We start from the raw sequence: 13,086 nt of genomic DNA on the forward strand, positions 1-13,086 counted from the left end.
CAAGGGAGATCCGACATGAAATTCCATCTGGCGATCAACATGGAGCGTATGACCCCCGGAACGGACATCCGCGCGGTGCGCGACCATACGCTGGAAATGGTGCAGATGGCCGATGCCGCCGGGTTCAGGATCGCCTGGGCCGCCGAACACCACGCGCTGGAGATGACGATCGCGCCCAACCCCTTCCAGATCCTGACGTGGTGGGGGGAGCACACCCGCAACATCCGGCTGGGCGTGGGTGTTGTGAATGCGGCTTACTGGCATCCGATCAACCTTGCCGGCGAGGCGGCGCTTCTCGACGTGCTCAGCGACGGGCGGCTGGAATTCGGCATCGGTTCGGGCGCCTACCAGCGCGAGTTCGACCGGATGAAACCCGGCCTCGATCAGAAGGACAGCTGGCGTTACATGCAGGAAATGCTGCCCGTGGTGCGCGAGTTGTGGAAAGGCGACCATGAACACAACGGCGAATACTGGCAGTTTCCCCGCGCGACGTCCTGCCCCAAGCCGGTGCAGGACGAGGTGCCGGTCTGGGTGGCGGCGCGCGCGCCGATCACCTTCGACTACGCGGTCAAGCACGGCTGCAACATCCTCAGCTGGCCGCTGACCATGCCGTTCTCGGAGGCCGAGACCTACCGCGCCCGGCTCGATGATTCGATCGCCAGGAATGGCGGCCGCTATGACGGCACCTGGGCGCTGATGCGCCACACCGCCGTTTACGAGACCGAAGAGGACCGGCGCAGCGCCATCGCCGCGGTCCGCCACGTTCTGGGGCAGTTCGGCAACCTGATGATGAAAAAGGGCGAGGTCATCAACGGCTTCCCCGAGCAGGTCCCTCTGGAAGAGCTTGACGGCAACGCCCGTGTCGATCCCGCGATGCTGGAGGACAACCTGATGTTCGGATCTCCCGATCAGGTCGCCGAGAAGCTCAGGATGTACGAGGGTATCGGCGTGGATGCCTTCCTCTACTATGCCTCGATGGGCATGGACATGGAGCAGCAGAAGCGTTCCCTGCAACTGTTCATCGACAAGGTTCTCCCGGAATTCCGGGAAAACGAGATGGCCCATGCCGGGGGAACCACGCCGCACGCCCGCGCCGATCCGGACCCCCCATCGTGACCGGGGGCAAGGGCGCGCCCGCCGATAGTGAGACCGCCGTGGTGCCCGCCGCCATGGCGACCCCGACCCGGGGCACACGATGACGGCAACAGAGGCGGGCACCGACCATGATCTGGCCATGACCTGGCCTGCTCACGCGCCGGCCCGGAGCCAAAGGCGCGCTCGGAAGGCGCGCACCCGGTTTTCATCGGCGTCAGCCTGCAGTTTGCGCCCAGGGGACACCACCGGCGGGAGTATTTGGGGAAAGATGAAGGGCGCGGGCCGCGCGACGGCGGTTCAGGTGTTGAAAAGAAAATGCAGGACGTCGCCGTCCTTGACGATGTAGGATTTTCCCTCGGCGCGCATCTTGCCGGCTTCCTTGGCCGCCTGTTCGCCGCCCAGGGCCACGAAATCGTCACAGGCGATGGTCTCGGCGCGGATGAACCCCTTTTCGAAATCGCCGTGGATCACGCCGGCGGCCTGCGGGGCGCGGGTGCCGGCCGGCACCGTCCAGGCCCGGGTTTCCTTGGGGCCGACGGTGAAATAGGTTTCAAGATGCAGGAGTTCGTAGCCTGCCTTGATCAGCCGGTCGAGGCCCGGCTCCTCGAGCCCCATCTCCTCGAGGAACATTCCGGCCTCCTCGGCGTCGAGCTGGCTGATTTCCTCCTCGATGCGGGCGCTGATCACCACGCTTGCCGCGCCCTGGGTGGACGCCATGCGTTCCACCTGCGCCGAGAAGGCGTTGCCGTGTGCCGCGCTTGCCTCGTCCACGTTGCACACGTAGAGGATCGGTTTGGTGGTGAGAAGCTGAAGGCCGGTCCAGGCGCGCGTGTCCTCGGCATCGACCTCGACCACGCGCGCGGGCCGGCCGTCTTCGAGGGCGGCCTGCGCGGCGGCCAGCAACCTGTCCTGCTGCACCGCCTCCTTGTCACCGCCCTTGAGCTTGCGTACCAGGCCGGCGCGGCGTTTCTCGATGCTTTCCAGATCGGCGATCATCAGTTCGGTCTCGATCGTCTCGGCATCCGAGACCGGATCGACACGGCCCTCCACATGGGTCACGTCCCCGTCCTCGAAGCAGCGCAGCACATGGGCGATCGCATCGACCTCGCGGATATTGGCGAGGAACTGGTTGCCCAGCCCCTCGCCCTTGCTGGCCCCCTTCACCAGCCCGGCGATATCGACGAAGGTCATGCGCGTGGGGATGACCTGTTTCGACCTGGCGATCTCGGCCAGCCGGTCGAGCCGCCTGTCCGGCACTGCCACCTCGCCGACGTTCGGCTCGATCGTGCAAAAGGGAAAGTTCGCGGCCTGGGCGGCGGCGGTCCGCGTCAGCGCGTTGAAGAGAGTGGACTTGCCCACATTGGGCAGCCCCACGATTCCCATCCTGAAACCCATCGGTCGTCTCCCGTTTGCCTCGGCGCGCTTCTATGCGCCGCGAAGCCGCTGTGCAAGCGCGTGTCGTTCCGGGGCGAATCGGGCGCGGCATGTGGCGTTCCGTGCAATCGGAGGATTGATTTTCCCGCGCCGTTTCTGCACATCGGTGCGACGCATGGCAAAGGATCGCCCGATGACCCGGATAGACGAAAAGTTCGCCACTCTGAAGCAGGAAGGCAGGAAAGCCTTCGTCGCCTATGTGATGGCGGGGGACCCGGATTACGAGACGTCGCTGGAGGTGGTGAAGGGGCTGCCCGGTGCCGGCGTGGACATCATCGAGCTGGGTCTGCCCTTCACTGACCCTATGGCCGACGGACCCACGATCCAGCTCGCCGGACAGCGCGCCCTTGAGGCCGGCCAGACGCTGGAGAGGACGCTGGCCATGGCGGCCGAATTCCGCAAGGACGACAACATCACGCCGATCGTGCTGATGGGGTACTACAACCCGATCTACAATCGTGGCGTGGGGCGGTTCCTGAAGGATGCGAAGGCGGCGGGCATCGACGGTCTGATCGTGGTCGATCTGCCCCCGGAAGAGGATGACGAACTCTGCATTCCCGCACAGGCGGAAGGGCTGAACTTCATTCGCCTCGCAACGCCGACGACAGACGACAGGCGCCTGCCCAAGGTCCTGCAGAATACCAGCGGATTCGTGTACTACGTGTCCATCACCGGAATTACCGGTGCCGCGGCCGCGGAGGCCGCTGATGTCGGCCCCGAGGTGGCCCGTATCAAGGCGCAGACCGACCTGCCGGTGATCGTTGGCTTCGGTATCCGGGATCCTCAAACCTCGCGCGACATCGCCTCGGTGGCGGATGGTGCCGTGGTCGGCTCCGCGATCGTGGGCAGGATCGGTGACGGGCACAGCCCGGCGCAGGTTCTGGATTTCGTCAGGGGACTGGCCGAGGGCGCGCATGACGCCTGAACCGCCCCGTGGCCGGTATTGTGAGAATCATGAACGCGGTTCCTGGGCCGGGGAGGGGTTCATTCAAGACCCGTGTCAGAACCCTTCATTCCGTTCGGAACGCTCAGACCCGCCGGGCCGGGATAAGCTGCTGCAGGATACCCGCGAACAGCAGGTAGAGCGAGGTTGTCACCAGCCCCCAATGGGCCCAGCTTTCAGGGTGGAAATCCACCCATGCCGCCCACCCGGCAAAAAAGGTCCAGGCGAAGGCGACCGGTAGCGAAAGCGCCCGCCAGCGGGCGGTGCGCACAGGGTGGATGAACTTGAGCGGCAGGAACATGGTCACTGAAAGCGCGGTGACAATGAACAGGATCAGCCAGAAATTGGGTTGTGTCGCGAACAGGACAAGGATCAGCATGTTCCAGGCTCCAGGAAAGCCGGAGAACGAATTATCCTTTGTTTTCATGCTTGTATCGGCAAAATACATCGCACTTGCATAAGTGATGATGATGATCGCGACCCACCCGGTCCATCCGGGTAGCAGATCGGATTTGAAAAGCGCGAAGGCGGGGATGAACACATAGGTCAGGTAATCTATGATCAGGTCCAGAAGCACCCCGTCGAAGCGCCTTGCGTTGACCCACACGAGGTAACGCCGCGCAAGAGGCCCGTCGATCCCGTCCACCGCGAAGGCGATCACCAGCCAAAGGAACATCATGTCCCATTTTTCGTCCACCGCGGCCAGCATCGCCAGCATGGCGAAAACCGCCCCGGTTGCGGTAAGAAGGTGTACCGCCAATGCCTTGAATTCACGTGTCATGAGTCCGTCATGCCGGAAATCCCGGCGGGGCGCAATCACGCCCTCGGGTGCGCGCGCGCGTAGACATCCGCGAGCCGTGCGCCATCCACCTCGGTATAGGCCTGCGTGGTCGACAGGGAGGCATGGCCCAGAAGCTCCTGTATGGCACGCAAGTCCCCACCTGCATTCAGCAAATGGGTGGCAAAGCTGTGCCGCATCGCATGTGGGGTCGCACTTGCGGGGAGGCCAAGCTGCGCGCGGGTCCGGGCCACGGTCTGTTGAACGGCGCGGGCGCCCAGCCGGCCCCCGCGAAGCCCGTAGAACAGGGGCTTTCCACGCTCTATCGGGTGTGGGCACAAGCGGGCGTAGCGGGCCACCGCTGTTTGAGCCACGGCCAGGACCGGCACCATCCGTTCCTTGCCGCCCTTGCCGCGAATACGCAGCGAGTCGCCCATCGGGTGCACGCCGCCATCAAGGCCAAGCGCCTCGGAAATCCGCAAGCCGCAGCCATAGAGCAATGTCACGACGGCCTGATCACGGGCCGCGATCCAGGGGGACTGCGATTGAAGTTCGAGGTTTTCGATCATGTCGCGCGCTGCGTCGGTGGCCAGCGGCCGGGGCAGCTTGCGTTGATATCTCGGCGCGCGCGTGGTCAGCACCGGTGTGGGATCGAAGCCTTCCCGCTCCGCGAGCCAACGATAGAAGGATTTGACCGCGGAGAGCTTGCGCGCCAGCGACCGCGCGCCGATCCCCCGGCCACGCTGATGTGCCATCCAGCTGCGCATATCGCCGACACGCACCCGGGAAAGCGGTGCCAATCCCTGTTGCGCGCCTTCGTGCGCGGTCAGGAAGGCAAGAAATTCTGCCACGTCACGCGCGTAGGCGTCGATGGTATTGGCAGAGACATCCCGCAGAGCCTTCTGCGCATCCAGCCAACCCTGCAGCGCATCGCGGGCGGCCGCCGAGATCATGACAGCCAGCGGCGCATCGCCCGTTCAAAGACACCGGCAAAGAAAGACAGCAGGTCCGTGCCTTGTTTGGGTGTGAACTGATGCGGATCCTCGGCGCCGAGGACCAGCATGCCCGGCAGGCGACCCTCGCCAAAATCAAGCCGCAGGCAGGCTTCGGAACGGATGAAGCCAGCCTTGTTGCCATGAATGCGGTTCTCGCCCTCACTGGTCTGGCGCAGGATAACCGGACGGTGTGGTGCCCCGTTTCCGCCGGCCAGATAATCCTCGATGAACCCCGGTTCCGCGATCGAAAGGACATCCCCCATGCGGCGCACCGCCGGATCCTCGTCGTTCTGGACCGACTCCAGCACAAGCCGGACGCTGTCCACCCGCAGGATTTCCGCAACTTCGCCACCCAGATCGGTCAGGAACCCCTCGAAAGTGACCGGATCCATCATCCGCAGGATTGCCCGATGCACCTGGTTGGTGCCGGCCAGGTTGTCGTATGCGGCCGCTATCACGCTGCGGTGGGTGTCTTCCAGACGGTCCAGCCGCGCCTCCAGCCGTTCCATCGCGATCCCCCTGAGATCAACGATGTTGCCCCCCATGGACCGCTCGTTCGCCGCGATCAGGGCGCGCATAAGATCTTGATCTTCAAGGATGACATCCGGCTGTGCAATGATGCGTTCGCGCATCGTGTCATCAATCTGGGGTATGCTGCTCATCAGAACCTCAACGCGTCGTATCCGGGATGGCCTGTAATTCGTTCAGGGGTTTATAGCACGTCCTTAAAGTATTTTCTGCCCCGTTTTTTCCCAATCGCTGAGAAATGCGTCCAGTCCCTTGTCCGTCAGCGGATGTGCGGCCATCTTGTGGATCACATCGGGCGGAGCGGTCATCACGTCCGCCCCGATGCGTGCGGCGTCGCAGGCGTGGTTCACGTTGCGGATCGAGGCCGCGAGGATCTGCGTGTCGAACCCGAAATTGTCATAGATTGTCCGGATATCGGCAATCAATTCCATTCCGTCCAGGTTGATATCATCCAGCCGCCCGATGAAGGGGCTGATGAAAGTGGCGCCGGCCTTGGCGGCAAGCAACGCCTGGTTGGCTGAGAAACACAGCGTCACGTTGACCATGTTACCCTCTCCCGACAGAACCTTGCAGGCCTTCAGCCCGTCCCATGTCAGCGGCACCTTCACCGCGATGTTGTCGGCGATGGTGGCCAGCTTGCGCCCTTCTTCGATCATCGCGTCGGCTTCGATCGCGACCACCTCGGCGCTCACGGGGCCGTCCACCATCGCCGCGATCTCCTTTGTGACCTCAAGAATGTCGCGTCCCGATTTCATGATCAGGGAAGGATTCGTGGTGACGCCGTCGACCATGCCCAGCTCGTTGAGTTCGGCGATCTGATCGACCTCGGCAGTATCTACGAAAAATTTCATCTCGGTATGCCCCTTTGCATGGCTTTGGGTTTTTCCCCGATGCGTTTACCCCATAGGATGGGAGCCCGAAACCCCTTTGACGGAGGCCGCAGTGACAAGTCACGGCGCGGATTTCTACGACGCGGGCGCGTTGGTGGCCGTGCTGACGACACAGCCGCTGGACCGCTTGCTGGATTACCGGGCGCCGGAAGGCGGATGCCATCCCGGCGCTTTCGTGGAAGTCCCTCTCGGGTCGCGCAAGGTGCCGGGTGTTGTCTGGGGGCCGGGCCGGGGCGATTTCGACCTGAGCAAGGTGCGCGCGGTGATCCGGGTTCTCGACGTTGCGCCGATGCGCGAGGAAATGCAGGAATTCCTGCGCCGGGCGGCCGATTACACGCTGACGCCGATGCCGGCGATGCTGCGCCTTGCGACGCGGGCGCCCGGCCTTGGTGATCCACCCTCGATGCGCAAGATCTATCGCCGGGGCGAGGGGCAGCCGGACCGCGCCACAAAGGCCCGTTCGCGGGTTCTGCAAACGCTGGAGGATTACGGCGGGCTGGCCTTCACCATGCGGGAACTGGCAGAGGCGGCGGATGTTTCGACTTCGGTCGTCAAGGGATTGGTGGCGCAGGGCGTGGTGCGCGAGGAGGACACGCCGCGCGACCGTCCTTACCCGCATCTTGATCCGGCCCGTGTGCCAAGGGTGCTCACCGCGGAGCAGGAGGAGGCAGCGCAGACGCTCAGGGCCGCGGTGCGGACGGGTGTCTATGGCACCACGCTGCTGCGCGGGGTGACGGGCTCGGGCAAGACAGAGGTCTATCTGGAAGCCGTGGCAGAGGTTCTGCGGCAAGGTCGGCAGGCGCTCGTGCTGTTGCCCGAGATCGCCCTGACCGCCGAATTCCTGACCCGGATCGAGGCCCGTTTCGGTGCCCGCCCGGCGGAATGGCATTCAGGTGTCACCATGACCGAGCGCCGCCGCGCATGGAAAATGGTGGGTCAGGGAGGTGCGCAGGTGGTGGTTGGTGCGCGGTCGGCCCTTTTCCTGCCATTCCGAGATCTGGGCCTGATCGTCGTGGATGAGGAGCACGACAGCTCCTACAAGCAGGAGGACGGCGTGCTCTATAACGCGCGCGACATGGCGGTGTTGCGCGCCTCGCTGTGCAGCGCGCGGGTTGTACTGGCCTCGGCCACCCCAAGCCTGGAAAGCTGGGCCAATGCGGAAGCCGGCAAATACGACAAGCTGGAACTGGCCGCGCGCTTCGGCGACGCGGTCCTGCCCGAGATACGCGCAGTCGACATGCGTGGTGTCAAGCTGACGGCGGACCGCTGGATTTCACCGACCCTTCAACGGGCCGTCGAGGCGCGGATCGCGGCCGGTGAGCAGGCGCTCCTGTTTCTCAATCGCCGTGGCTATGCGCCGGTGACTCTGTGCCGGGCCTGCGGTCACCAGATCGGGTGTGACCATTGCGATGCGCGGATGGTGGAACACAGGTTTCAAGCGCGGCTTGTGTGCCATCAATGCGGTGAGACACGGCCGATCCCGACGCATTGTCCTTCCTGCGAGGCCGAGGGCCGGCTTGCCGCTGTCGGCCCCGGGGTGGAGCGGTTGGGAGAGGAGGCGGCGGCCACATTTCCCGATGCGCGGATCGAAACTCTGTCCTCCGATCTGTTCGGTTCGGCGCGCGCCCTCAAGGACCGTATCCGGCAAATCGCGGACGGCGGGGCGGACATCATCATCGGCACACAGCTTGTCGCCAAGGGACACAATTTTCCCTTTCTGACCCTCGTGGGCGTGATTGATGCCGATCTCGGATTGCAGGGATCTGACCTGCGCGCGGCAGAACGCACGTTTCAGTTGATGCGGCAGGTTGCGGGCCGCGCCGGGCGGGCCGAAAGGCGCGGTGTGGCCATGTTGCAGACCTTCCAGCCGGAACATCCGGTGATCCGCGCGATCCTGTCGGGGGACGAGGACGGGTTCTGGCGTGCCGAGGCGGAGGAGCGGCGCCATGCCGGGATGCCGCCTTACGGACGCATGGCCGGGATCATCCTTTCGTCGCCCGACATGCAGTCGGTGTTCGACATGGGCAACAGGCTGGCGCGGCAGGACGGCCCGATTCAGCGGGCCGGCGCACAGGTGTTCGGCCCGGCGCCCGCCCCGATTGCCCGTATCCGCGGGCGTCACCGGGTACGGCTTCTGGTCAGGGCGCCCAGAAGCGCACCGCTTCAGGCGGCGGTTTCGGAATGGGTGGCGCAATTCAACCTGCCGCCGCAACTGCGGCTCAGCGTGGACATTGATCCGCAGAGCTTTTTCTGAGTGACGCAAGGTCGCACACGGTTGTAAAGATTCGCGGGCTGAATAGCTTCGACGGGAACGCGGATTCAACGACGAGGAGTATTTCGCATGGCAGACAGAACCGGAAGCATCGAGAATCTTCAGACCGCGCTTTCGATGGAACTTACCGCGGTGCATCAGTATCTCCTGCATGTTCACACGCTGGAGGACTGGGGGATCGACAAGCTGGCCGCCCGGATGCGCGATGAAATGCAGGAAGAGCTGGGCCATGCGGGATCATTCATCGACCGTATCATGTTTCTGGGCGGCACGCCCCGGCTGGAGCCGTCAAAGACGCCCGCGAAGGCGGAAACCCTCACGGAACTGTTCGAGGCTGACAAGGCCGAGGAGCAGGGCGCGATCGAGTTCTATACCCGTGCGGCACGGGAAGCCTTCGACAATGACGATATCGGAACCCGCGCCCTTTTCGAGCGAATCGTCCAGGATGAGGAGGGCCACTGGGAGTGGCTGGATCTGCAACTGGACCTGCTGAAGAAGCTGGGAGAGCCCTCTTTCATGACCAATTACATGAGCGGCACCACCACCACAGCCGAGTGAGTGAAATCCGTTGCAATGACATGCAGGACGGACCCGGCGCGTTCAAAGCCGGGTCCATTCCCCCGCGGTCATTGGCATTTCTGATGCTTGGGTGGGTCCGGCGACAACACCGGTGATCATGCCCGCCCGGCCCCGTGCACCAGATCGGGTGGCGGTGTCAGGCCACCTGCCGGCCCGCGCGGCTTTGGTCGACCAGAAAGTCGGTCGCCATGGCGCCGACCCACATTGCCACCAGTGACAGCCATGCCGTGCCCGCGAAAACCGAACTTCCCGTCACTCCGTTTCCGATCGCACAGCCCCCGGCCAGCATGCCGCCGAATCCCATCAATGCGGCCCCAGTCATTGCGCGCCGCATGCTCGCGGGGCCGTCAAAACCCTGAAGCCGGAACTCACCGGCGATCATGGACGCCAGGAAGGCACCAACAAAGACACCGGGAACCAATCCGATGTCGAATTCCAGGATTGCCGACCGGTCGAGAAAGAACATCAGCGTATTCGCCGAAGGGCCGGTGAACGTGGCGCTTTCAACCTGCATCGGTTCGAAGGAAATCTGCGAAAGCGAGAATGTCGCGACCCACCCCACGGCCACGGCGAACCCCACGCCGGATGCAAAGACAAGGCGTGATGCGCCGATCCTGTTGCGGCGCGAGATCACCAGGGCCACCACCGCGAAACCCAAACCGAGTATCAGGCCGCCTGCCTGCGGCAGGCCGGTCGCGGCCAGAAGATCGAGATTTTGGCCCCCGCCCGTGACCCACAGCGCGGCAAGCGAATTGCGCAGGGGGGCCAGCCATCCTGCCAAACTCATCTGCGCGACCACGGCAAAGATCAGGCCCGAGATGAGGGAGCGGAGGTTTCCGGTGGCCGCCAGAACCAGAAGCCGCCCGGAACAGCCGCGCGCCAGCACCATGCCGATGCCGAACACGAGCCCGCCGAGCACCGCGCCGGACCAGCTTCCGGGGACGGCCATGATGCGCGCATCGCCGCTGCGCATCCATCCCATCAGGTCCGCCGCCTGCACCCAGACCATGGCCGTGGAAAAGGTAAGCAACCAGACGGCAACCCTGTCGCCCATCCGACCGCGTGCGAACTCGACCGTGGCGGCGCGCAGACAAAAACGCGACCGCTGTGCCGCGACCCCGAAAATCGTGCCGGTCAGAAGCCCCAGAAGTGCCGCTGCCGGCGCCTCGCCGATTCGTTCCACAAGTGCCAAAAGGTCCATGAGCCGCCTTTCCTTGCCGGTTGGCCTTCTTGCACGACGGGTTGGCCGCGTCATTGATCCAGATCAGACCCTCGCCATTCCCGTATGCTGGGCGTAAGGAAGGGCATGACCCGGACTTTCCCCTTGGCCAATGCGCGTGATCTGCCGTTCTGGCGGCGGCCGGTTACGCTTCTCTTCCTGATGGCGGCGGCGATGCCTGTTGCCTTCGCCACTTGGTCGGCTCTGCTAAACAACTTCGTCATCGAGGTGGCGGGCTTCGATGGTTCGGATATCGGCTGGCTGCATACGGTGCGGGAAATTCCCGGCTTCCTGGCGGTTGGTGTGATCGCGGTCATCATCTTCATGCATGAGCAGGTCCTCGGCCTCGTCTCGCTGGTCCTGCTGGGGGTGGCAACTGCGCTGACCGCGCAGTTCCCCTCGCTTGCCGGTATCCTGACAATCACCATGCTCAGTTCCATCGGCTTTCATTATTACGAGACGGTCAACCAGTCGCTTCAGCTTCAGTGGATCGACAAGCTGCGCGCGCCCAAGGTTCTGGGCTGGATGGTGGCGGCCGGATCCGCGGCTACCCTGGCGGCCTACCTGCTCATCGTCACGACGTGGGAAACGCTCGGGCTGACATTCAACATGGTCTACATGCTGGCTGGCGGATTCACTGCGGTGGTCGCCTTGCTTTGCATGGTTGCCTATCCCAGGTTCGAGGCGCCGAACCCGCAGGTCAAGCGGATGATCCTGCGCCGGCGCTACTGGTTATACTACGCCCTGCAGTTCATGGCTGGGGCCCGGCGGCAGATCTTCGTGGTCTTCGCGGGGTTCATGATGGTGGAAAAATTCGGTTTCGAGGTGCACGAGGTCACGGGCCTGTTCCTTGTCAATCTGCTCGCCAACATGATCTTTGCACCACTCATGGGGCGGGCGGTTTTTTCCTACGGAGAGCGCGCCACGCTGGCCTTCGAATATGCGGGGCTGATTATTGTCTTCCTCGCTTATGGCGGCATCTATTATTTCGGCTGGGGTGTGGTGCTGGCGGCATCGCTTTACGTTGTGGATCACCTGCTCTTCGCGTTGGCGCTGGCCCTCAAGACATATTTCCAGAAGATCGCGGACCCGGGCGATATCGCGCCGACCGCGGCAGTGGCCTTCACCATCAACCATATAGCAGCGGTTTTCCTGCCGGCGCTTTTGGGGTATCTCTGGCTCGTCTCTCCGGGCGGCGTTTTCATCCTGGCCGCGGCAATGGCGGGTGTTTCGCTGTTTCTGTCGTTGCTGATTCCGCGGCATCCCCGGCCGGGGCAGGAGACGATACTTTCCCGCAGTGATCCCGCTCCGGCGGAATAGACCGCCAGGTCTGACAGGAGGAGGCAACTGGATGCCGACGTTCACGGCACTGACAACCTTGAAGGGCCAAGACGCGGCCGAAGCCCTGGGCGAGGCCATGGAACGGCTGTCCCCGGCGCCCACCGGTGTGGGCGTTTTCGAACTGGAGGACGGGTCCGGACTGTGGGAAGTCGGCGGCTATTTCAACGAAGAGCCGGATGGGGCGGGGCTCGCGCTGCTGGCCACGATGCATGATGCTCGAACGTTCGCGGTGTCGGAACTGCCCGAGGTGGACTGGGTGGCGAAGGTGCGGCGTGAACTTGCGCCGGTCGAGGCCGGCCGTTTCTTCGTTTACGGCAGCCATGACGCGGACAAGGTGCCGGACAACCGTGTCGCCCTCTTGATCGAGGCGGCGATGGCTTTTGGCACCGGGCACCACGGAACCACGCAGGGATGTCTTCTGGCGCTGGATCGGCTGGCCGGAGAGGGCGTCTCGGCCCGGTCGGTTCTGGATGTGGGATGTGGCACCGCCGTTCTGGCGATGGCCGCGGCGCGGATCTGGCCGGGGCCGGTCCTTGCGAGTGATATCGACGACGTCGCGATCGAGGTGGCGCATTCGAACGTGACGGCCAACGCTCTGGAAGGACGTGTGAGATGCCTTCGGGCGGATGGCCTGGATCATGAAGATATCGAACGCGCCGCGCCCTTTGATCTTGTGTTCGCCAACATACTCAAGGCGCCATTGATCGCCCTTGCACCGGCGATCACCGCGCGCATGCGTCCGGGTGGGCATGTGATTCTTTCGGGTATTCTCAATGATCAGGCAGAAGAGGTCCGCCGGGTTTATTCAAGTCTTGGAAACGATGTGATCCATCTTGACAGGATTGGTGACTGGGCAACGCTCACTGTGAAAAACGTGGCCCAAATGTAGCCGAAATTTTGCCGAAATGTGGCAACTGCCTTGAAATTGCCACATTCCAAACGGAATTTAGTGTCCGGATTGGGCGGGGGTGTCTGATCTGGATGCCGAAAATGGATTCCACGCGCCAAGACT

12 protein-coding genes are annotated in these 13,086 nt (G+C 63.6%); 6 read left to right on the top strand and 6 right to left on the bottom strand.

Features of this window, described 5'->3' with window-relative positions; all coding sequences use genetic code 11:
- Positions 1–15 precede the first annotated feature (15 nt).
- Positions 16–1,116 (top strand): LLM class flavin-dependent oxidoreductase, encoded by a 1,101-nt coding sequence (locus DQW77_RS02670; RefSeq protein WP_113256650.1) that lies wholly within the window; start codon positions 16–18, stop codon positions 1,114–1,116.
- A 276-nt stretch (positions 1,117–1,392) separates the two neighbouring features.
- Here the strand turns inward: DQW77_RS02670 and ychF are convergent, their stop codons facing one another.
- Positions 1,393–2,490 carry a redox-regulated ATPase YchF gene (ychF, locus tag DQW77_RS02675; RefSeq protein ID WP_113256651.1) on the bottom strand — a complete coding sequence of 366 codons (1,098 nt, stop codon included), beginning with the start codon at positions 2,488–2,490 and terminating at the stop codon, positions 1,393–1,395.
- A gap of 172 nt (positions 2,491–2,662) precedes the next feature.
- Between ychF and trpA the strand changes: the two genes are divergently transcribed.
- A complete protein-coding gene (gene trpA, locus DQW77_RS02680; protein WP_113256791.1) occupies positions 2,663–3,454 on the top strand; it encodes a tryptophan synthase subunit alpha in 792 nt (263 codons plus the stop codon).
- 103 nt (positions 3,455–3,557) lie between these two features.
- Here the strand turns inward: trpA and DQW77_RS02685 are convergent, their stop codons facing one another.
- The 4 genes from DQW77_RS02685 to fsa all read right to left on the bottom strand — a co-directional run bounded on the left by DQW77_RS02685 (position 3,558) and on the right by fsa (position 6,624).
- Positions 3,558–4,253, bottom strand: a complete 696-nt coding sequence (locus DQW77_RS02685) for a phosphatidylcholine/phosphatidylserine synthase (protein WP_113256792.1) — start codon at positions 4,251–4,253, stop codon at positions 3,558–3,560.
- A 35-nt stretch (positions 4,254–4,288) separates the two neighbouring features.
- Positions 4,289–5,203 (bottom strand): tyrosine recombinase XerC, encoded by a 915-nt coding sequence (locus DQW77_RS02690; RefSeq protein WP_113256652.1) that lies wholly within the window; start codon positions 5,201–5,203, stop codon positions 4,289–4,291.
- Positions 5,200–5,907: a DUF484 family protein gene (locus DQW77_RS02695; protein ID WP_113256653.1), complete on the bottom strand. Its 708-nt coding sequence runs from the start codon at positions 5,905–5,907 to the stop codon at positions 5,200–5,202. Before DQW77_RS02695 ends, DQW77_RS02690 begins: the two co-directional genes overlap by 4 nt.
- Before the next feature lie 63 nt (positions 5,908–5,970).
- On the bottom strand, positions 5,971–6,624 hold the full coding sequence (gene fsa / locus DQW77_RS02700) for a fructose-6-phosphate aldolase (RefSeq protein WP_113256654.1): 654 nt from the start codon (positions 6,622–6,624) through the stop codon (positions 5,971–5,973).
- 91 nt (positions 6,625–6,715) lie between these two features.
- Here fsa and DQW77_RS02705 point away from each other — a divergent pair, with 91 nt between their 5' ends.
- Both DQW77_RS02705 and DQW77_RS02710 read left to right on the top strand, forming a co-directional pair.
- Complete coding sequence (locus DQW77_RS02705) at positions 6,716–8,917, top strand: primosomal protein N' (RefSeq protein ID WP_113256793.1); 2,202 nt, start codon at positions 6,716–6,718, stop codon at positions 8,915–8,917.
- 87 nt (positions 8,918–9,004) lie between these two features.
- Positions 9,005–9,493, top strand: a complete 489-nt coding sequence (locus DQW77_RS02710; RefSeq protein WP_113256655.1) for a bacterioferritin — start codon at positions 9,005–9,007, stop codon at positions 9,491–9,493.
- A gap of 157 nt (positions 9,494–9,650) precedes the next feature.
- Here the strand turns inward: DQW77_RS02710 and DQW77_RS02715 are convergent, their stop codons facing one another.
- Positions 9,651–10,715: a YeeE/YedE family protein gene (locus DQW77_RS02715; RefSeq protein ID WP_113256656.1), complete on the bottom strand. Its 1,065-nt coding sequence runs from the start codon at positions 10,713–10,715 to the stop codon at positions 9,651–9,653.
- Between the two features lie 105 nt (positions 10,716–10,820).
- On the opposite strand from DQW77_RS02715, the gene DQW77_RS02720 reads away from it, so the two are divergent.
- Complete coding sequence (locus tag DQW77_RS02720) at positions 10,821–12,053, top strand: MFS transporter (protein WP_113256794.1); 1,233 nt, start codon at positions 10,821–10,823, stop codon at positions 12,051–12,053.
- A 31-nt stretch (positions 12,054–12,084) separates the two neighbouring features.
- On the top strand, positions 12,085–12,963 hold the full coding sequence (locus tag DQW77_RS02725) for a 50S ribosomal protein L11 methyltransferase (protein WP_113256657.1): 879 nt from the start codon (positions 12,085–12,087) through the stop codon (positions 12,961–12,963).
- The last annotated feature ends 123 nt before the right edge of the window (positions 12,964–13,086 follow it).

The sequence above is a fragment of the Roseovarius sp. TE539 genome (assembly GCF_003298505.1).
In the GTDB taxonomy this organism is placed as follows: domain Bacteria; phylum Pseudomonadota; class Alphaproteobacteria; order Rhodobacterales; family Rhodobacteraceae; genus Roseovarius.